Source organism: Leptolyngbya sp. NK1-12, from assembly GCF_032598965.1.
Lineage (GTDB): Bacteria > Cyanobacteriota > Cyanobacteriia > Elainellales > Elainellaceae > Elainella.
Map to the genome: position 1 here is coordinate 873,352 of NZ_CP053586.1, position 21,092 is coordinate 894,443.

Sequence of the window (21,092 nt, forward strand, 5' to 3'; positions counted from 1 at the left end):
GTTCACCCCCAGTTAATCATAAATTGCCTCGGATTTGAAACCGCTCAAGGCGGATCTCACAGCATGGCTGAGAAACTAAGCTTGAATAGAGAAGCAAATTATTCCAGTTCACCCAAGCGTATACCATGACACAGCTACTGGCAGGAGATACAGGCGGCACAAAGACCATTCTGCGGTTAGCGGAAGCCTCTCCCAGCGAAACAGGTATCCCCAAGTTAACCACTCTATATGAGAGGCGTTTCATTAGCGCTGAATTTGTCGATCTGGTGCCGCTAGTGCGCAAATTTCTGACCGAAGCGGCGGTGGAATTAGGCTACATGCCCGCTCCGGAGAAGGCCTGCTTTTCGATTGCTGGACCTGTGATTAACAATACTTGTAACCTGACCAACTTATCCTGGTTTCTAGACGGCGCTCGGCTACAGCGCGACCTAGGCATTGCCAGAGTTGAGCTGTTAAACGATTTTGGTGCGGTCGGACACGGCATCGCTGGCCTGGAACCATCCGACCTTTACACCTTACAGGAAGGAGAACTCCAGCGTCATGCACCCATTGCTGTAATTGGTGCTGGCACCGGGTTGGGCGAAGGCTTTTTAATTCCAGTTGACGATCAGTATCGTGTGTTTGGGACCGAAGGGGGACACACAGACTTCGCTCCCCGCTCAGAATTGGAATTTCAGCTTTTGAAATATCTGCGAGACAAACTCAGCCTCTCGCGAATTTCGGTAGAACGAGTGGTGTCGGGCATGGGCATTGTAGCCATCTACCAGTTCCTGCGCGACCGGCAGGCAATTGGCGAATCGCCCGAGGTAGCTAGCGCCATTCGCACCTGGGAAGGAGAAGCCGGCCTGACCGAAAAATCAATTGACCCAGCTGCAGTCATTGCAGTGGCAGCGGCAGAGCAACAGGATCCACTCTGTAAAAAAACAATGGAGCTGTTTGCAGAACTTTATGGCGCAGAAGCTGGCAACTTAGCCTTGAAATTGTTGCCCTATGGTGGGCTTTATATTGCGGGTGGGGTAGCGGCGAAAAACCTGCCGCTGCTAAAGTCAGGTATTTTCATCAAATCCATGAACGATAAGGGACGCATGCGGCCTCTGATGGAGCGAATCCCCGTCCACGTAATTTTGAATCAAAATGTTGGGCTAATTGGAGCTTCGCTTTATGCACTAAAGCTGTAGCAGGATCCCTATCCAGGCTAGCAGCCTAAAACTACTCGTAATGCATGGATGGCTAGAAATGTAAAGCAATGTTTGCTTGAATCAATCACCACATGTTCCTATATCATGACATTTGGTTAAAGAAAGCCTTACTCGCCGGATTCTCTGCAACATAGTTGTTTGCGTAGAACTGGTATATCAGCCAACCTTAACTATTACTTATGAGTATAGTTAGCTATTGCTTTACAAAGCGTTTGTCTATAGCGGTTATAGATGCGAAATCACTTCTTGCAAAGTTACCGCTGCCAGCTCAACCCGCTAGCCTTCAAGCATCAGGTTGATAATGAGCAACTCGCGGACGCAGGTTTCGTCTGCGTAGGCGTGACTTCAGTTGCCAGCATCTAGTGTCTATCAATGCTGATGTTTAATGCAAGCTGCCTCCTAATTACCTACACTTTGCAACTGCCGCTTGGCAGGAAATTTGACAAAAATAAAAAATTGTATCTTTAGTTACAAAATTCTTGTTTACAGCTGCTATTGCCCCTAGAATAGTAGCAATAGATACTGATTTTTTATATTTGGGATTGGGTCCGATGATTGATTGGGACGAAGCGTTTGAATATTTGCCGGGTTTAACAGTCGAACTGAAATCGCGTCCTGGTGTTGTAGATACGGTGGTTGGCTACGACCTAACAATGGTGCCACCGATTTGGCTCAAGAATGACCCTTGCCCTCGCTATCCGCATGAATTGCGGGTTGTATCACGGTCGAGTGTACAAGCCTGTAGCTTAAATGCTGACGTTGCAAGCAATCAGAACCAAGCGGGTTCCAATGCCGGCCTGTTGTCAATTCGCTGATCTCAATTTGCGAGTCAGGCTCAGCCAGAAGAGCAACGTTAGCTAGAAGTCGAGGCGGTTACGCGCAGGGTTGATCCGCGTATTGATTCACTCACAACGAAACTGCTGCCTGACGATTGTGCAGCTCAATGACCAGAGAAGCTTACTCAAAAAGCTTTAACCGATCCGCCCCAGAGAGTAGCTGCTGTGAGTAAGCTTGTAAGTGCGTTTACGCGACGCATCGTGCCAGTGTTGGAGCGTCGCTGTTCGTATACCTTATTCTTTGGATAAGGAAAATTTATAGGCAAATATTCGTCATGATGGGTTTGTGATTTGACATCAGCGTCAGATTATGAAAAGCAAAGATTAATTACGAATAGTGTAAAACGGTATAAGCTGGAGCAGAAAAATAAGAGAATATCAATTCTGCGCAAATGGCGCATCCAGCTTTACAATAAATAGACCCTCATACAATTTCAAGCTCTAGCTACAAACGGGAGGCTCAGGACGGTTTTCCCCCTCATCTCTTCCCGTTATTTTGTGGTGAGCTTTGAAAGAATTAGTAGTAGCTGCCTACTTGACCGGGTCGGGTGATTGTCAATCCCCAGGTCAGAGGATGTATCGTGCGGAGGTTTCTCTGTATGGTGACATCCGAAGGTTTTGTATGGCAGTTGATTGGCCTGCATATAAGCGGATTATCTATAGGAGACAGCTCTATGATCATTACAACTCAACGAAAACGAGCCGCCCCTAAGGCTGGCAAGGTGCCCTTTACTCATAAAACCGCTCGTCGTTCTATCCCTGAGCCGGAGATAACGCTTGACTCCAGCAAGGTTGATCTCAGTCAGCAGAGCGGACTCAGCCCAGTTGAGCCAACTGCTGTGATCCCCGTATTGGAATCAGAGCCAGAGCTTGGGATCGATGATGGTTTACTGGATAGCGTTGATGTGCAATTTACCGCAGCAAATAAAGCCGACTCGACCTATCTTGGGGATGCGGTCCGGCAATATTTGGTCGCGATTGGTAAATTTCCACTGCTGACGGCTGAACAGGAAATCGTCTACGGTCGGCAAATCGAGCAAGGTCAAGCCCTACTAGCTGCTCAGCAACGAGCGCAGGAGAAGTTTGGGCTAGGCGATGCCTTACCGACATTAGAACAATGGGCTGAAGCAGCTGAAGCAACGCCAGAACAGGTGCAGCGAACGATGAAAGCCTATCAACAAGCGGTGGATAAGCTGGTTGTCCACAACCTCCGCTTGGTAGTAGCTGTCGCCAAAAAATATCTCAACAAGTCGAAGCGGTTAGATTTTCTAGACTTGATCCAGGAAGGGACGGTAGGACTGCGTCGCGGGGCAGAAAAGTTTGAGATCAGCAAAGGCTATAAGTTCTCAACCTATGCCTACTGGTGGATTAGACAAGGCATCACTCGCGCCATTGCCGAACAGGACAACATGATCCGCCTGCCGATTCACATTAGCGAGAAGTACAACAAGCTAAGAAGAAGCCGCGCTATCTTAACCGGTCAGTTGGGACATGCTCCCACCCTGGCTGAGGTCGCAGAAGCATCGGGGATCGATGAGACTAAAGCTAAGAACATCATTGAATCTGTCAAGAGTAACGCCACCGCTTCGCTATCACATCGAGTCGGGAAGGACGAAGACAGAGAGTTGGGTGATCTGATCGCAGATGAGCATCATCAAAGCCCGGATAGCATGTTGGATGCCATGACTCAGCAAGAGATGGTAGCCGATCTGCTCAGCGAGCTAAAAGAAAAAGAAAGACAGGTGATCATTTTGCGATTTGGCTTGGATGACGGTACTGCCAGATCTCTACAAGAGGTTGGGAATATTTTGAACCTCTCTAGAGAACGGGTGCGCCAGATCGAGCGCAATGCGATGACTCGGTTGAAAAGTCTGACTAAGACCAAAAAAGTCAGCATTGATCTCGTATTCTAGTTTTCCATCCATTTCGGAATTAACATCTGTGTATTCAATTCTCAGCTCCGTGGGGGTGAACAACCGTTTGTCTCCACGGAATTTTGTTTCTCGGTTTTTGCCTCTTCCTTTAAGGCAACCAAATATTGGGCAGCAGTTGACCAATCGATCTTCTAGCGCTTTGATTTAGCCAGCGCGCTAGTTGAATGTGGGCCTCATCGGGTTCTACTGGGATAATGGCCGCAGGAGTGCCCATCCTGAGCTGAGCGATCACCTGGTTAGCCGCCTCTAGGCCAGTCACATAGGCTTTTTCCTGCGACCAAGATCCATGCCGGCTGACAATCCAATCGCCGCTCATCCAAACATTTTCGATGCAGGTGGTTCCTGGCAACATTGAGGCATAGCTGCCTGGCGCAAAATGAGTAACCGCTCGCGGCAGGCGAATTACGCTGCTATCTACCACCATGGCGGTACGAAATTCTGGAACGCAGGTTGCCAGATCGCGCTGAACTTTAGCCACGATCTGCTCATCGTCCAACGGCAAAAGCTGATTAGCATGGTAGAAATCCGCCTCGATAACGCTGCCCGACGCATCTTGCCATTCATTGTGCAGGGCGTTTAGATCAAAAAATGTCCAGCCCGTGGTGGCATCAAACCCAAAGCAAGCGTTGGATGGTAAGGGCACCTTCACCCTGCAGTCAAACCACAGACGAGTTGCCAACACATCCACCGCACCCAGATTCATCAAATTACAAAATTGCGGTAAGCGCCGCAAGCTAGAGCTGTTACTGACTATCTTCTGCATGCCGGTCACGCCCACCGCAAAAATCACGCCATCGGCTGCAAAGCGCTCCTCGCCACAAATCACCGCTTTGGCTCGCAGGTAAGATTGGGCTGGCGCTGCCAATCGATCCCCATTTTGCTCGCTGTTCTCCAACACAATATCGGTAACACGTCGATTGGTCAGCACCCGTCCGCCTAGCTGCTCGATTCGCTGTAACCAAGGGCGAAAGATCAGTTCTCCCACCGTACCGCGACACCAAACCACATCGAAGTTGGGCTGATGGGCCAGGATGAAGTAGTAGAGCATTCCCAGGGCTGCCGCAGCAGAGCATTGTTCACCGGGTGCAAACAGTCCCACCAACAGCATTGGTTCAAACGAATCGCGATAGAGCCTTGCCGAAACTCCAAACTGCTTAAACAGCTCACGGGCCGTTACCGGATCGTAGCACCGCCAAGCCTCGTCTGAATTGTCAAAGTCGATCAAGGCATAGAGCAGTGGCAGGGCCGAAAGACGGTCGCTGAGGGGCAATCGGCGGAAGTTGGGATACAGAAAGGTGCCGAGGGGAGTGGGCAGCCAGGGTTCAGCCTGAAAAATGGGCGATTCCACTTCTAATCCGGTAGGGGAATACTGAGCCGAGCGCGTCCAGTCGGTAAAGGGCTGCAAGCCCAACTGATCCACTAGAGAAAAAATATTGCGATAGGGGTACCAAAACCCATGAATGCCAGCCTCAACTGAGCGTCCCTGCGTCGTTTTCCAGCCGGCTACTAGCCCACCAGGATAGGCTCCTGCTTCTAGTAAGGTGACATCGTATCCTTGCTGCGCCAGGTGATAGGTGGCTCCCAGACCGGCCCACCCTGCTCCAATCACGACAATACGCGGACGCTGTGAATCCTGAGACATGATTCTTCTTTCCAACCGAAATTGCGCTTCACTGTCTAGGGAAATTTTGCACTCAGCACTGGCTCTCAAATATCCACCCCTACGATGGCTCGATTGCTGGATCGATCCCACTGTTTCTATGCCACCAATTCGTCAAATTTTTGCTCAAAAATCCGGCTGAGATCTAATACAAATCCAGGCAAGAGATCCTCGCCAGATAAACTAACTGGGGCATCAAGCACTTCGACGGGTTGTTCTGGGCGATAAATTTCTACCTGTCGATCTTGAGGGTTGATCAGCCAACCCAGCAGTACGCCATTATCAATGTATTCCCGCATTTTGGCACGGAGCACTTCCAACTCATCTGATTCAGAGCGCAGTTCAATCACGAAGTCTGGAGCAATGGGGGGAAAGCGACGCTTTTGTTCTGAAGTCAAAGCATCCCATCTGGCTTGCTTGACCCAGGCAGCGTCCGGAGAACGATCAGCACCATTGGGCAGCTTGAATCCAGAGGAAGAGCTGAAGACAACTCCCAAACTGTTTTGACGATTCCATAGGCCCAAATCAATAATTAGGTCAGCTTCGCGCTTACCTCCTTCTCCGCCGACCGGTGACATGACGACTAATTCTCCGTTTGATGTCCGCTCAAACTTACCATCGGGGTTGTTCTGGCAGAGTTGATAGAAGGCTTCATCTGTAAGTTCAAAGGGTGGAGATAGCTTTACAGTGACAGCGACCATAGTCAATTACAAAATGTAGAGATTATCAGAGAAGGCAGCATCACTACTAGGCTAGACCAAGATGGTCCAGGTAGACTGACGCGAAACAGGCGACTATGATTAGCGAGGTATTCTATTCATCTCACTGATCATCTCAACGATTATGGAAATTGCGTCGGCGCTGAATGCTGTTCAGGGCGAGGAAATGATTGAGGCCAATCTGAAACAGTTTTTGTTAGTTTTGTCGATCTCGTTAGGCGTAGCAACATTACCACAGGTTTTTAGTTGGTTGCGCCAAATTCCCTATACCCTGTTGCTGGTGATCGTGGGACTAGGGTTGGCCTTTATCGATGTGCGGCTAGCGGACTTGTCTCCAGAATTGATCCTGTCGATCTTCTTGCCACCGCTGTTATTTGAGGCGGCCTGGAATCTGAAATGGTCCGAACTGAAGCGGAACCTCGTGCCGATCAGCCTTTATGCCGTATTTGGGGTAGTGATTTCGGTCGTGGGCGTGACGCTAGGACTGAACCAACTGGCTGGACTGACGCTAACGACGGCCCTGCTGCTGGGAGCCAGCCTCTCCGCCACCGATCCGGTTTCGGTGATTGCCTTGTTTCGCGAATTAGGGGTCGGCAGCCGCCTATCGACAGTGATGGAAGGCGAAAGCTTGTTCAATGATGGGATGGCCGTAGTTGCCTTCGAATTTCTGGTGGCATCCTCCTTGGGAACGATTGAACCAACGCTACAAACCACACTGATTCAGTTCATTCAGGTGGTTGGAGTCGGCCTTGCGGTAGGAGGATTACTGGGATTTGGCATTTCGTTTCTGACGCAACGGTTTGATTTGCCGCTGGTAGAGCAATCGCTGACGTTGGTATCAGCCTATGGTAGCTATCTGCTAGCTGAAGAGTTTGGCGGCTCAGGTGTGATTAGCGCGGTGATTACGGGGTTGATTTTGGGCAACTTCGGCTCCCGGATTGGGATGAATCCCCGCACCCGGATTATTGTTACCGAGTTTTGGGAATTTCTCGCCTTTTTTGTCAATTCAATTATTTTTCTGTTGATTGGCGATCAGGTGCGCTACACCAATCTAGTGGGAAATCTTGGCATCATCGCCATTGCTATCGGCGGCATGATCGTAACGCGAGCCATTAGTGTCTATGGTCTGGGTAAATTAAGTAATGTGATCACCGAAACGGATTTATCGCTGGGCGAACAGACGGTGCTATGGTGGGGCGGACTGCGGGGTTCGGTGTCGATTGCCTTAGCGTTGAGTGTGCCAACCCAACTGCCAGAGCGGGATATGATTATTTCCACTGTGTTCGGCGTAGTGTTATTTACGCTATTAGTGCAGGGACTCACAATCAAACCGTTACTGCAAAAACTGAATCTCCTAGGAGACCAGCCCTTACGACAGCAGTACTCTGAATCGGTGGCTCGGCTGGCGGCGCTGCAGCGAGTTTTAGAGTATCTTCAGACAATTGACGACCGTCCCGGCATCGAACCAGATTTCTATCGCTATCAAGAAGCTCTGCTCAAAGGCGAAATTAGCCGGTTAGAGACCGAAATCGACAAGCTCCAGAACAGCTATCCCAATCTGCGCGACTACATCACCGACCAACTGCGAGAAGAGCTGTTGAGTGTGGAAGCCAATACCTACGCCGAGCTAGTCCAAACCGGACGACTGAATCGGGAACTGGCTCCTTTCTTGCAACAGACTGCAGAAGGCAACGACACTTTGCAAGCATGAGTCTAAAGCACAGAGTCTCGAGCCATACCTGAGTGTTGCGCCGCCATCCAGCTCCCACCGGTAAGATAGAGAAGCGAATCCGAGTTGCCATTGGTCATGTCTCTTTCCTTCTCTACCGAGCCAGTTCAGCCTTCCCTATCCGTCTCTCCTCTAGAGCAGCCGGGTGGACAAGCTGCCGCTAAACCGCTTCTAGGCCAATCCCTAGCTGATTTAACCGCCTGGGTTCAACAGCAGGGCCAGCCTGCCTATCGCGGCAAACAGCTACATCAGTGGATTTATCAACAAGGCGTGCGCCATCTCAGCGACATTTCCGTTTTTCCTAAGCAGTGGCGGACTGAACTGACCGATGTTCCCGTCGGGCGCTCCACTCTGCACTACCGCTCGCAGGCCCCGGACGGCACGGTCAAATTTCTGCTGCGTCTCAGCGATGGCCAAATCGTAGAAACTGTCGGCATCCCCACCTACAAACCAACCCTAACTCAACCCTCAACCCTCAACCCTCAACCCTCCCTAGACCGCCTCACAGTTTGTGTCTCGTCTCAAGTCGGCTGCCCAATGGCCTGCGATTTTTGCGCCACGGGTAAGGGCGGCTTTCAGCGCAACCTGGAAGTACACGAAATCATCGATCAGGTACTGACCGTACAGGAAGATTTTGGGCAGCGGGTCAGCAATATTGTGTTCATGGGCATGGGGGAACCGCTGCTGAATAGTGAGAATGTATTAGCTGCCGTGCGCTCGCTGAATCAAGATGTGGGGATTGGGCAACGCCTGATCACGATCTCGACCGTTGGCATTCCCGGACGAATCCGACGACTGGCCCAACATCAGCTTCAGGTCACGCTGGCCGTGAGTCTGCATGCCTCTAATCAAACGCTGCGAGAACAGCTAATACCCAGCGCTCGTCAATATCCGCTAGAGGCGTTGCTAGAAGAATGCCGAGAGTATGTCAACCTGACGGGGCGGCGGGTCACCTTCGAGTATATTTTGCTGGCCGGATTAAACGACTGTCCAGAACATGCCGTAGAGCTAGCTAACCATCTGCATGGGTTTCAGAGCCACGTCAATCTGATTCCCTATAACCCAATTCAAGAAGTCGATTATCAGCGCCCCGACGAGCGACGGATTCAAGCTTTTGTCCAAGCGCTGAAGCAGAAGAAGATTGCCGTGAGCGTGCGGCGCTCTAGAGGTTTAGCAGCGGATGCGGCCTGTGGGCAGCTTCGGGCGTCCCAATCGCAGCCTTGATCACCGAGTTAGCCGATTTAAAGTTAGCCGATTTACCAAAGGGAATACCGGGTGCATAGGCTTCGATCACTCTGCCGGTTTGGGAGCAGGTGGTCATCAGATAATCGCATTCGGGACACTGAGTATGAATGCGCTGATGGCTGATGGCGTGATAGCGCTCTGCTGGGCTGCCGCAATTGGGACAGCGAACCATTTCTATCACTGAATCAATCGCCAATTCTACTCTTGATTCCACGTTTGATTCCACATTTGATTCCACTGATTCAACTGTTTGCACGTTCATTTGCACGTTTAATTCCCCTTTGAATACTTGCATTAAAAGATTGCCCTGAAACCACAGCAGTTTCTCCAAACTGCCGGAATCACTGTTTACAAGGCTGTTTACAAACTGTGAATACTCAAGTCAAAACAATCAACCAATCTTAAGAAGATTAACGATTGGATTTTCCTAATCCAGCTCCCCTATTAAATCATGACTAGAAATCTTCAAGAAAACAAGATGAAAATCATGAAAACTCTATAGGGATCAGCAGAATAGGAGCTAGTTTTTATTTAAGGTTTTCTTAAGGTAATGTTCATCTGCCCACAGATAGGTAGCCTATTTTTAGAGAAAAAGTAATTTATGTTACGGATTTTTAAGAAATTCTTCAGATCTAGCTTGGTAAGGATGGTTTTAGTTTGCTGACTTGCTATGTTTAACCTTCATTTGAATTGGCACTATTTACGTTGATTGAAGTAATAAATTAAGCCCACCAACAGTCCAATTCCCACCAGATATTTAATCGGGTTTGGAACCAAGGGGCTAGGCGAGAAAAATCCTTCAATGGCTCCAGCAATCACTAGCAACGGTACAATCCCAAACACAAGCTGAGCCGCCTGTTGCCCATAGAGCTTGAGCGCATCAACACGGCGATATTGACCCGGAAACAGAATTGCTCTGGCAATCAAAAAACCAGCCGCCACAGCTAAAAAAATAGCGGGGAGTTCTAGCGAACCGTGGGGAAACACAAAGGCCCAAAACGGAAAGGCCAAGTTGTTCTGCCCTACCAAAGCGCCAATTGTACCTAGCAGCACACCGTTAATCAAAACCACATAGGTCGTCAGTAAGCCTGCCGTGATCCCACCGGCTACGGCCATAAATGAGACCCTGATATTGTTAATCATGATGCTGCTGGAGGCAAATGGCTCAATTCCCACAATCGATCCAGTCCACAACTCCTGCCGATCCCGCACCTGGGAAATCAGCTCCGACGGCACCACCAGCGCCAAAAAGGTCGGATCGCGCCATGCTAACCACCAGCTCACCACGGCAGCTAGCCCAAACAACCCTATAGCTAAGGCAATATAGCCTCTGGAGCGCTGAACCACGGCTGGAAACCCCCAGCGGTAGAATTCGCGCACGGCATTCCATTCTTGCTGCCTTGAACCTTGATAGATCTGGGAATAGGCGCGGGTAGCCAGAGCTTGCAAATTTCGCACGACCAAGTCACCGACCTGCTGGGTGCGGGCACGGGCCAGATCAGCAGCAACCGAACGATACAAACTCGCCAAGGTTTGAATTTCACCAGCGCTGAGGGATTTTAGACCGCGTTTTTCCACCTGATTGAGCAGCGTATCAAGCTGTTTCCAACTCTGTTCTCGACGAGCAATCCAGCGCTGAATGTTCATAAACCCTGTAGTAATCGCAGTTTAAACCGGGAAAACTGACACCAGCCTAACCGATTCCCTACGGCTGAGCACTGTTTCACTGGGTTTTTGCTGGGTTTTCGCTAGCAGTCTGCATCTTTTATGGTTGAAATGGAAGCAGCATACCTGAGCAATGTGGCTGAGCCATCTTCTGTAAAGAAGAACCGCAAGATTAAGGAACCCAGTTCATGGGAAGGGTATCGTCTTGATTAGAAATGGATTTTCTAGGGCTTGTCTGTATACCAGCGATAGTGGAGCAAAAATCCGATGACTGCCAGTTCTAACCTCCAAGGTCCTCTCAGTGTCGGCAATGTGGTCAGTGCCGGGTTACGCCTATACAGCAATCATTTCAAGCAGTATTTTGGCACCGCTCTACTTGCCACCCTATGGGTGATTTTGCCAATTGTAGTGATGGCATTTATCGTTGGATTTTTTGCTGTAGCACAGAATTATTACGCCCTGCTGGGGCTGATTATTCCAGCCTGGATCGTTCTGTTGCTTTACTGTATTGGCAAATACATGGCTGGTTCTGCGGCCATTTCTCGGCTTGCCTTTGGCGAGCTAACCAGCGAGCCGGAAACAACTCGCGATGCCAAGCGGTTTACCAACTCCCGCCTCTGGTCGTTTGTTTGGATGTCGCTGCTGCTGGGACTGCTCTACTTCAGCGTTGTGATAGCGGCCTACATTGGTATAGCAATTGTATTTGTGGCGATTTTTGCAGCTTTGGGAGTAAACCCTTTCAGTGCTCCCCAGCCCAATGTTAGCGATCCTGGTTTGCTGATTGGGATTGGCCTATTATCGATTCTGCTGATTCTACTGGTACTTGGCTTGCTGCTGTGGTTGGCAGCTCGGTTCGCGGTTCCAGAAGTGGCTTTGGCCGTAGAAACTGAGGTGGGAGCAATTGAATCCCTTGGCCGCAGTTGGCGTTTAACCCAAAAGAATGGTTGGCGAATCATCCTGATCCTAGCTGTCACCTTTCTAATCACCCTGCCCTTGGTTATTCTGATCCAGCTCTTGACCAATCTGGTGCAAGGAGGCTTTGCTGCCGTTGCATCGGACCAGACTGTTGACCCGGCCCCATTTTTGCTGCTAATTTCCTATGCCGTCAGCTTCTTGGGTAATGTGTTTATGCTGCCGCTTTGGCAGGCGATCAAGGCTGTGATTTACTATGACCTGCGCAGCCGTCGGGAAGGATTTGGTCTGCAACTGCGCGACCGTCAGATTTAGTAACTAGCTTTGTTGATTGGATGCAACTTTTTTTGCTCCAGCTCTCCTCGCAACCGCTGTCCTGACTATGCCCTTGTTCAAACACGTTAAACTAACGACTCCTGAAAGCGTTGAGCTAGAGTTTACGCTGGCGGGCATTGGCAGCAGAGCACTGGCTTTGCTGATCGACTATCATCTGCTGGGCATGGGGTTAGTCGGATTTTGGATCCTTTGGATTATTTTTGCCAACCGCTTGATGACCTATCTCAGTCGGCTGGAGATTAATTACAGTCAGGTGCCGCTCTGGCTGTTGGCGATTGGTCTGCTAATTTCGTTTATTGTTTACAGCGGCTACTTTGTTTATTTTGAAGTTGTTTGGCAAGGGCAAACGCCAGGCAAACGGTTTGCAAAGATTCGGGTGATTCAAGATGACGGCAAACCTGTTGGCCTATCACAAGCAGCACTGCGAGCACTCCTGCGGCCCATTGACGACATTCTATTTATTGGCGTTTTCTTTATTTTCTTCGGTCAGCAAGAGAAACGAATCGGCGACTGGGTAGCAGGGACGCTGGTGATTCAAGAAGCACGCCCCCAGCTCAAGAAAACCCTGTCCATCTCAGAGACAGCCCAGCAGCTAGCAGCTCAACTGCCGGAAATAACTGACTTAACCCAACTGCTGCCGGACGATTTTGCAGTGATCAGCGAATACTTGCATCGACGCGCTGCAATGACTAGACCAGCCAGACGAGAACTGAGCCTGAAGCTAGCCCGTGAAATTCGCGCCATTATCAACCTGGAGGAAATTCCCCCGGAGCTGGACTCAGACCAGTTTTTAGAGGCCGTGTATGTCGCCTATCAGCAGCAGTTTCCGACCTACTAGCCACCCTTCTAGCTGCTACTTCTCTAGTCGCACCACAAACCACTGCAGGTAGTGAGCCGGATCGAGATTGAACTCACAGGCAGTTTCCATCAGATGGCGTGCCTGGGTATCCAGATCGGTGAACTGACTCAGATCAGGTGGAAGATCGTCTTGCTGATCCGCCAAGAGGTCCTTCAGTTTTGCTAACAGCTCATCGGCCGTGAGCAACTGCTCGGGCAGATTTGGCTCTAGCACGACATAGGCATCCCCTTGGTACATGATCGGGTCAGGCATGGGCCTTACTCATCCTCTGCAAATACAAACCGGTACAGTTCGCTGGGGTCGGGTTCGGGGCTGGATTGAGCAAACTCAACTGCCTCGTCCACCTCTGCCTGAATCCGCTTCTCGATTGCCTTGAGTTCGTCTGCTTGGACTAGCTTCTGGTCGATCAGATGATTCGCCAGTTTTTTGAGCGGATCGCGGGCTAACCAGGTTTCTTTTTCAGCTTTAGAACGCAATTCATCCGGATCGGCCAAGGAGTGCCCCCGGAAACGGTAGGTGAGGCATTCGATCAGGGTTGGGCCTTCTCCAGCGCGGGCGCGAGCAACTGCCTCTTGCGCTACGGTGCGAACGGCTAGCACATCCATTCCATCTACTTCGATCCCAGGCATCCCAAATACGCTGGCTTTTTTGAAAATCTCTGGCTGGGACGTGGCCCGCTCGTGCGCCATGCCAATCGCCCACTTGTTGTTTTCCACCACAAAAATAATCGGCAGATCCCACAGAGCTGCCATGTTGAGACACTCGAAAAACTGACCGTTATTGGTAGTGCCATCGCCAAAGAAAGCTGCCGTCACCTGATCGGCAGCTTCATCCCCCATTACCTCTCGGCGATACTTGGACTGAAAGGCTGCACCCAGTGCTACCGGAATGCCTTCTCCAATGAAGGCATAGCCACCCAATAGCCGATACTCTGCAGAAAACAGGTGCATCGAGCCACCTCGACCTTTGCTACAGCCCGTCGCTTTGCCAAATAGCTCAGCCATGACATTACGAGCCGGAACGCCAACGCTGAGGGCGTGGACGTGGTCGCGGTAGGTGCTGCAGACATAGTCTTCTCCTGGTCGCATTGCCTTGATTACACCAGTAGAGACAGCTTCTTGTCCGTTATAAAGGTGGACAAATCCAAACATTTTGCCGCGATAGTACATTTCAGCGCACTTGTCCTCAAAGAAGCGCCCGAGCACCATGTCTTCATAGAGCATCAGGCCGTCTTCACGGGAAATGGGGGCAATCGAGGGTAGCGTTGGAATTGTCCGTTCCTGAGTCATGAATTGATAGTATCCTTAACAGTAGTAAAACAACAGTAAATCTCAGATCGGTTTAGCCGACTGGTTTAACCTGGGGTTTGGGTTAATAACGCAGTTCTAGATATTATCAAGTTTCGGGGTTACGAATCTATCTAGTTCATCACCACTTCATCTCTGGACTGCATCTACTTAAATTCTGTTAAAAAGCCCAGTCTCGCCCGATTGTACGTCCCGATTGTACGTATTGAGTGTGTGCATCAAGACCAGCATTTGAAGCTTCATTTTGTACTGACTCCACTCCTCACCAGCAGGGCGTCTTGCACCATCAGGATAGGTTTTGCCACAAAGCTGTTTGCAGACAAATCCTTGCAGACAGATCACAGATTTGCTAAACCTGCTCTCAGGAGGTGTGTCGGCTAATCACGGCTAATCAATCAGCTAATCAATCAAGTTAATTCGATTCCAGAACTGGAAACTGGTCTGAAGTTTGTTCGCATCTTTGGTTCGCGCCTCTGATACGACTCCCTGGATATGGCTCTCCCAATATATATCGCTTGTCTAGACAGCTCAGCTTAGGTTGGTGACTCTACTCCGCCCTGCCAGCGCTACTCGTTGATTCCCCGACTTTTTCACCTTATAACTCTATTCTGCTCCACGATATAGCGCGATTTTCTTATCTTCTGATCAGAAAAAGGTTTAATCCTAACACTAAGAAGCATGGAAACCATAGATTCTAAATTAGGGAAGCACTAGTCCAACTCGATTAGCTCGTCCATCGGATGGAATTTTCTCAGCAAGTCCGTGTGGTATAGATGGAGATCCGCTAAAATTGACGAGCCTTGCCTGGTATCGCAAGGAGCAAGGGAGTACATAAGTTCGCAGTGGCAGTGATGCATAGAGTTTAATCTTTTTTACTGCACGTAACGAAGGGGTTGCACTTCTCAAGAGTCCAGCGTATAAAGCAGGGTAAGTTTTTAGTAAACTCTCCGGTGACGAAACGCAAAATTGATAATGGTTTGCCCCTACCAGAGGCAAAACTATGGAGTCAACCTTTGTAGTTGCTGAACGGTCGAGGTCTATCGTAGAACTGGGGAAAGTTTACTTTTAGTGTCAGTTGTAGATTGCAGGGGATAGGGAACGTGCGAATTCCGCTGGATTACTACCGGATTCTTGGTTTACCGATTCAGGCGACTGCCGAACAGTTGCAGCAGGCTCATCGTGATCGGATCCAGCAACTTCCCCGTCGCGAGTTCTCCGAGGCTGCCATTGTGGCTCGTAAGCAGCTGATCGATCAGGCTTATGGCATCCTTTCCGACCCGGTTCAGCGTCAAGATTACGACGCCAGCTTTTTGGCGAAATCCTATGACCTGCTCGACACTGGCAAACTAGAGGGCGAGGAAGAAGCTGCACAGCCGGAACCGCTTGATCCAGAGTGGGGAATCGATCCCTACACCCCCTGCATTGAGATCGAGGAATCCCAGTTTATTGGGGCGCTGCTAATTCTGCTGGAGCTGGGCGAATATGAGCTGGTGCTGCGGTTGGGGCGTCCCTACTTGGGCAATGGCTCTTCTGGAATTGCAGATGGCAAACTGGGTGATCCAGAGATTGTGACCGCTGATATTGTGCTGACGGTTGCTCTAGCCTACTTGGAATTAGGTCGGGAGCAGTGGCAGCAAGGGCAGTATGAGAACGCTGCTGCTTCCCTAGAGAATGGGCAAGATCTGCTGTTGCAGGAAGGGCTGTTCGCCAATATTCGGGGTGAGATGCAGTCCGATCTGTTTAAGCTGCGCCCTTATCGGATTTTGGAGCTGGTATCGCTGCCGGATCAGCATGAAGAAGCTCGGCGGCAGGGCATTAGTTTGCTGGAAGATATGCTGCATGATCGGGGCGGCATTGATGGTAGCGGTGACGATCAGTCAGGGCTGGGGGTGGATGATTTTCTGCGATTTATTCAGCAGTTGCGCAGCTATCTCACTTCAGCCGAACAGCAGATGCTGTTTGAAACCGAGGCCCGTCGTCCATCTGCAGTAGCTACGTACTTAGCCGTCTATGCCCTGCTGGCGCGTGGATTTGCTCAACGTCAGCCAGCCCTAATTCGTCGCGCCAAGCTGATGCTGGTGCGGTTGGGCAGTCATCAGGATGTGCACCTCGAGCAGGCAGTTTGTTCACTGCTGTTGGGCCAAACCGAAGAAGCTAGCCGTGCTCTAGAGCTGAGTCAGGAGTTTGAATCCCTGGCTTTCATTCGTGACCATTCTCAAGGATCGCCCGACCTGCTGCCAGGGTTATGCCTATATAGCGAACGCTGGTTCCAAAATGAAGTATTTCCCCACTTCCGGGATTTGCAGCAAAAGCAGGCATCTCTAACCGAGTATTTTGCCGATGAAGATGTACAGGCTTACCTAGAAGAGTTACCCACGGAGCCTGCTGCTTCCACTCCACCAGCTGCGGCCTATCCAGCGCCCTCACGGCGGGAGCTAAACCTCTCTAGCGAGGCGCAAACGATTGGCCGCGATGTGAGCCCCACTTATGCCTCGATGCCAAGCGCTACGGCAACAATGGAACCTGGCTACTCCACCGCACCCAGTCCTGCTGCGACCACATCGGCACCGCAGACCGGGCAGACTGGCAACCAATCGGCCTCTCGCTTAGGCAAAAATCCCCGCGAGCGCTCAACGCCCGTGCCCCAAGAAGCGATTCGTCAGCCCTCTGTCAACGGTACCCGCCCGTCCGCCCGTCGTTCAGCCCGCCTAGCGGCGAATCTACCGGCTAATTTGCGCCTCGATCGGATTTTGCTGTTGGCTGCCTTGGGTCTATTAGGGCTAATGCTGCTAGGTTTTCTGGTGGGTAAGCTGCTGAATCGGCCCCAAACTAACACGGCTTCTAGCAGCAATACGGTTGGAACCAATCAGGCCACTCCGGCTCAAACTGGCTTTTCTGCTTTTGTGAATGAGCAAAAAGACACGATTACAGCCAGCGCGCCCCTCAGTGAAGATAATGCACCCGAAATTGTTAAGGCGTGGCTAGATGCTAAGGCAGCCGCTATGGGCGAAAATCATGACATCGAGCAGCTTGAGCAAGTTCTGATCGATCCAGCTTTAGCTCAGCAGCGGGCACGAGCCGAAGACATCAAGGCTGAAAATGCCCATTGGAAGTTTGAACACTCCAATATCGAGATTGTTTCGGTTGAAACGGACGAAACAGCAACCTCCACAACCGACGCAGCCGAAGCTGCAACCACCGATGGAACCGATACGGCGGATGCAGACCCCACTAATGATGCCGATTTAGAACTGGACGCTGCTAATAACACTAACGAGGATGGTCAGCAAGCCGCGATTGAAGCCTTGGTGAGCGAAAAGGCAGAGTTCTACACCAATAGTCAAATTGATACGACTGCCTCCTACGACTCAACGGTGCGCGTCCGCTACAGCCTGGTGCGCCAAGATGGACAGTGGCGGATTCAGGAAATGCAGGTCTTGGAATAAGGCTTGAGTTTTCTAGTTTTGAGGTTTGGTGGCAGAGCCTGTGTGCAGCACGCTGATTTGAGTTTTGTAGCTTGCTTCTGCGGGTCGCGTAGGCTTGCCAGGGGCAGTCGCAGTGGTTTGAGTAAATTCAGGATAGGCAAACTCAGTGACCTCTGTGTCTCTGCGGTTCGCATTCCTCCGCTGGCGTCTGCAGTCAAAGTCTCCAAAATCAGAACTGCATGCTTACGGCTGCCTCAACTGCCTGATTTAATTTTGTACACTGGATCACACAACATCAGCCTCACGAGTAAATAACGCATGGTTTGGCCTTTTAAGCCTCGGTTTCGCAAACAAATTGCCCGAATTGAAGTTACAGGAGTGATTGCGGGGGCCACTCGCAAACATCTGCTTGAAGCCTTAAAAACAGTTGAAGAACGCAAATTTCCAGCTCTGCTGCTGCGGATTGACAGTCCGGGTGGGACTGTCGGTGACTCGCAAGAAATCTATAGCGCCCTGAAGCGATTACGCGACAAAGTCAAAATTGTGGCCAGCTTTGGCAATATTTCAGCCTCTGGCGGAGTCTATATCGGCATGGGAGCCGAACACATTGTCGCCAATCCCGGTACCATCACCGGCAGTATCGGCGTGATTTTGCGCGGCAACAACCTGGAACGGCTGCTCGACAAGATCGGTGTTTCCTTTAAAGTGATCAAGTCAGGCCCCTATAAAGACATTCTTGCCTTCGATCGGGACTTGACCCAGCCGGAGCAGACCATTTTGCAAGAGCTGATCGATACTAGCTATCAGCAGTTTGTCCAAACAGTGGCCGAAGCTCGCAACCTGACGGTGGACACGGTCAAGAGTTTCGCTGATGGCCGCATCTTCACGGGTCAGCAAGCGCTAGAGTTGGGGATTGTGGATCGGCTTGGAAGCGAAGAAGACGCCCGCCGCTGGGCTGCCGAACTAGCCGGACTCGACCCCGATAAGACCCAGTGCTACACCCTGGAAGAGCCAAAAAGCCTGTTAAGCCGGATTTTGCCTGGTCGCAGCCAGGTTTCGCCCGCCTTTGCCGCTGGCTTAGATTGGGTCGAGTTCGAATTGTCTACGAGCGGCTTACCACTGTGGCTTTATCGCCCTTAATCGCCCTTAATCGCCCCTAATAGAGTTGAGGTTTGAGCGTTGAGGTTTGAGTTAACTGGGTCAAGCGTCTGGTTTGAGCAGTGAATTTTGAGTTGTGATTTTGAGTTGTGAATGCTGAGTTTTGAGTTAAATTGGGTCAAGCATCCAGAGTACGATTCATAGTTAGTGTGTACTAATTAACACTCATAGATGATTTGAGCACCCCATTCATACCAATTCTCTGAATGCAAAAATTAAAGCTAATTGGTTCAAAACTTGAATCTCAAACAAACTTCAAGGCTCAACTCAAATCTCAAATTTCAAAACTCAGCATTTAAGGGAGGATACCTACGTGGGCTGGAAAGTCAGGGCAATTCGGGGAGCAACAACGGCGGCAGAAAATTCTAAGGCGGCGATTCGAGAGGCCGTCACAGAGTTACTCGATGAACTCGAACGCTATAACCGGCTCGACCCTGACGATATCATCAGCATTACCTTCTCGGTGACTCGCGATCTAGATGCGATTTTTCCAGCTTCCGTTGCCCGCGAACGCCCGCTGTGGCAAAATGTACCGCTGTTGGATGTGCAGCAGATGCATGTTGAAGGAAGCCTAGAACGCTGCATCCGCTGTTTAATTCACATCAATACTCCCGACCCCTATGTCAAAATTCACCACGCCTATCTAAGGCAGGCCAAACACCTGCGGCCCGATCTGAGTATGGTGGATTTAGGTATGGTAACAATACCCGAATAGCCGCAGAAGAGCGGCTAGCTAGTGTAGTCATCCCGCGTGCCTTTGGCTTCGATGGCTTCGGCCAATCGCTTTAAAGCATGGACATAGGCGGCGGTCCGCATCGAGCAGGACAGTTCGTGGGAGATCACCCAGATCAGCTCGGTTTCGCGGGTCATTTTTTCCTTCAGGCGCTGGTTCACCTCTTCCAAACTCCAGTAGTAGCCGCAGCGATTCTGCACCCACTCAAAATAGCTAACCGTGACGCCGCCTGCATTCACCAGAATATCGGGAAATACCTGAATGCCTTTTTCCTCTAGAATTTGATCGGCAGCCGAGGTAATCGGTCCATTTGCCACTTCAAAAATGAAGGGTGCGCGAATGCGAGCCGCATTTTCTCCAGTAATCTGATTTTCTAAGGCCGCTGGTACCAAGATATCGACATCCAGTTCTAGTAATTCGGCATTGGTCAATACTTCGTGATCAATACTGTTGCAAACCGTGCCTTTGCAATACACGGCCTTGATGCCTCGGGTTGACTCTTTAAACTGACGAATGCTGGGAATATCCAGCCCCTCTGGGGCATAAACTCCACCCTGGGAGTCGCTTACCGCTACGACCTTATAACCAGCTCGGAACAGCAGTTCCGCAATCACAGAACCGGCATTACCAAAGCCCTGCACCGCAACTGTAGTTTCCTCCGGACGCCGGTCATACTTCGGCATCAAGGTTTGAATCGTAAAGAAGGCCCCCATTGCTGTGGCCGTTTCGCGTCCTAGGCTGCCGCCCATTGTCAGGGGTTTGCCAGTAACTACGGCTGGAGTAATTTGTCGTCGGATTGTACTGTACTGGTCCATCATCCAACCCATAATCATCGGATTGGTATAGACATCGGGGGCCGGAATATCAATATCGGGGCCAATAAAATCGGCGATTAAGTCAATATAACCGCGACTCAAGCGTTCCAGTTCAAACTTGGACAGTTCCTTAGGGTTGAGCGTAATGCCACCTTTGGCTCCACCAAAGGGAATACTGAGCGCCGCACACTTAAACGTCATCCAAAACGCCAGGGATTGCACCTCATCGAGGGTGACACTAGGATGAAAGCGGACACCACCTTTGGTGGGACCCCGGCTGTCGTCGTAGCGGACGCGGTAGCCTTGAAACACCCGCAGCGAGCCGTCATCCATGCGGACTGGAATTGAAACCGTCAGGCTAGCTTTGGGAAACTTTAAGCGCTCGATCGCATCTTCGTGGATCGTGACGTATTGCAAAGCTTTTTCCAGCCGTTGATTGGCGTCTGATAAAAGAGTGGCTGTCATAATAAACATTTCCTCCTGCACAGGCGGGGTGAATGAAGAGAGCGCCTGGCACATTGCTTTATTTTCTATTAAACTGTATCAAAAAATACAAAATT

At 50.5% G+C, this 21,092-nt stretch carries 17 protein-coding genes; 10 read left to right on the forward strand and 7 right to left on the reverse strand.

Annotation, left to right across the window (positions count from 1 at the left end; all coding sequences use genetic code 11):
• Positions 1–125 precede the first annotated feature (125 nt).
• From HJG54_RS03210 to HJG54_RS03220, 3 genes are all read left to right on the forward strand, one after another.
• A complete protein-coding gene (locus HJG54_RS03210) occupies positions 126–1,178 on the forward strand; it encodes a glucokinase (protein ID WP_316433334.1) in 1,053 nt (350 codons plus the stop codon).
• Positions 1,179–1,750: 572 nt separating this feature from the next.
• Positions 1,751–2,014, forward strand: a complete 264-nt coding sequence (locus HJG54_RS03215; RefSeq protein WP_316433335.1) for a hypothetical protein — start codon at positions 1,751–1,753, stop codon at positions 2,012–2,014.
• Between the two features lie 695 nt (positions 2,015–2,709).
• The gene (locus HJG54_RS03220) at positions 2,710–3,948 is read left to right on the forward strand and encodes a sigma-70 family RNA polymerase sigma factor (protein ID WP_316433336.1); all 1,239 of its coding nucleotides are present in this window, start codon (positions 2,710–2,712) and stop codon (positions 3,946–3,948) included.
• Positions 3,949–4,057: 109 nt separating this feature from the next.
• Here HJG54_RS03220 and HJG54_RS03225 read toward each other — a convergent pair whose 3' ends face one another.
• Both HJG54_RS03225 and HJG54_RS03230 read right to left on the reverse strand, forming a co-directional pair.
• Positions 4,058–5,611: a hydroxysqualene dehydroxylase gene (locus HJG54_RS03225; protein ID WP_316433337.1), complete on the reverse strand. Its 1,554-nt coding sequence runs from the start codon at positions 5,609–5,611 to the stop codon at positions 4,058–4,060.
• Between the two features lie 116 nt (positions 5,612–5,727).
• The gene (locus HJG54_RS03230; RefSeq protein WP_316433338.1) at positions 5,728–6,330 is read right to left on the reverse strand and encodes a Uma2 family endonuclease; all 603 of its coding nucleotides are present in this window, start codon (positions 6,328–6,330) and stop codon (positions 5,728–5,730) included.
• A 142-nt stretch (positions 6,331–6,472) separates the two neighbouring features.
• On the opposite strand from HJG54_RS03230, the gene HJG54_RS03235 reads away from it, so the two are divergent.
• Positions 6,473–8,059 (forward strand): Na+/H+ antiporter, encoded by a 1,587-nt coding sequence (locus tag HJG54_RS03235; protein ID WP_316433339.1) that lies wholly within the window; start codon positions 6,473–6,475, stop codon positions 8,057–8,059.
• Between the two features lie 96 nt (positions 8,060–8,155).
• Positions 8,156–9,301, forward strand: coding sequence for a 23S rRNA (adenine(2503)-C(2))-methyltransferase RlmN (rlmN, locus tag HJG54_RS03240; protein ID WP_316433340.1), 1,146 nt, complete (start codon positions 8,156–8,158; stop codon positions 9,299–9,301).
• Here rlmN and HJG54_RS03245 read toward each other — a convergent pair.
• Both HJG54_RS03245 and HJG54_RS03250 read right to left on the reverse strand, forming a co-directional pair.
• Positions 9,240–9,536, reverse strand: coding sequence for a hypothetical protein (locus HJG54_RS03245; protein ID WP_316433342.1), 297 nt, complete (start codon positions 9,534–9,536; stop codon positions 9,240–9,242). The two genes, rlmN and HJG54_RS03245, sit on opposite strands and share 62 nt — an antisense overlap.
• A 482-nt stretch (positions 9,537–10,018) precedes the next feature.
• On the reverse strand, positions 10,019–10,969 hold the full coding sequence (locus HJG54_RS03250; RefSeq protein ID WP_316433343.1) for a stage II sporulation protein M: 951 nt from the start codon (positions 10,967–10,969) through the stop codon (positions 10,019–10,021).
• Between the two features lie 285 nt (positions 10,970–11,254).
• Here HJG54_RS03250 and HJG54_RS03255 point away from each other — a divergent pair, with 285 nt between their 5' ends.
• Both HJG54_RS03255 and HJG54_RS03260 read left to right on the forward strand, forming a co-directional pair.
• Positions 11,255–12,214, forward strand: coding sequence for a hypothetical protein (locus tag HJG54_RS03255; protein ID WP_316433344.1), 960 nt, complete (start codon positions 11,255–11,257; stop codon positions 12,212–12,214).
• Positions 12,215–12,281: 67 nt separating this feature from the next.
• Positions 12,282–13,073, forward strand: coding sequence for an RDD family protein (locus HJG54_RS03260; protein ID WP_316433345.1), 792 nt, complete (start codon positions 12,282–12,284; stop codon positions 13,071–13,073).
• 15 nt (positions 13,074–13,088) lie between these two features.
• Here the strand turns inward: HJG54_RS03260 and HJG54_RS03265 are convergent, their stop codons facing one another.
• Together HJG54_RS03265 and pdhA are read right to left on the reverse strand one after the other, a co-directional pair.
• Positions 13,089–13,346, reverse strand: coding sequence for a chlororespiratory reduction protein 7 (locus HJG54_RS03265; protein WP_316433346.1), 258 nt, complete (start codon positions 13,344–13,346; stop codon positions 13,089–13,091).
• A 5-nt stretch (positions 13,347–13,351) separates the two neighbouring features.
• Positions 13,352–14,383, reverse strand: coding sequence for a pyruvate dehydrogenase (acetyl-transferring) E1 component subunit alpha (gene pdhA / locus HJG54_RS03270; RefSeq protein WP_316433347.1), 1,032 nt, complete (start codon positions 14,381–14,383; stop codon positions 13,352–13,354).
• A gap of 1,118 nt (positions 14,384–15,501) precedes the next feature.
• On the opposite strand from pdhA, the gene HJG54_RS03275 reads away from it, so the two are divergent.
• The 3 genes from HJG54_RS03275 to aroH all read left to right on the forward strand — a co-directional run bounded on the left by HJG54_RS03275 (position 15,502) and on the right by aroH (position 19,699).
• Positions 15,502–17,847: an IMS domain-containing protein gene (locus HJG54_RS03275; RefSeq protein WP_316433348.1), complete on the forward strand. Its 2,346-nt coding sequence runs from the start codon at positions 15,502–15,504 to the stop codon at positions 17,845–17,847.
• A 297-nt stretch (positions 17,848–18,144) separates the two neighbouring features.
• A complete protein-coding gene (sppA, locus tag HJG54_RS03280; protein WP_036001769.1) occupies positions 18,145–18,966 on the forward strand; it encodes a signal peptide peptidase SppA in 822 nt (273 codons plus the stop codon).
• A 331-nt stretch (positions 18,967–19,297) separates the two neighbouring features.
• Complete coding sequence (aroH, locus tag HJG54_RS03285; protein ID WP_036008054.1) at positions 19,298–19,699, forward strand: chorismate mutase; 402 nt, start codon at positions 19,298–19,300, stop codon at positions 19,697–19,699.
• A gap of 14 nt (positions 19,700–19,713) precedes the next feature.
• Here aroH and HJG54_RS03290 read toward each other — a convergent pair whose 3' ends face one another.
• On the reverse strand, positions 19,714–20,997 hold the full coding sequence (locus tag HJG54_RS03290; RefSeq protein WP_316433350.1) for a Glu/Leu/Phe/Val family dehydrogenase: 1,284 nt from the start codon (positions 20,995–20,997) through the stop codon (positions 19,714–19,716).
• Positions 20,998–21,092: the final 95 nt, after the last annotated feature.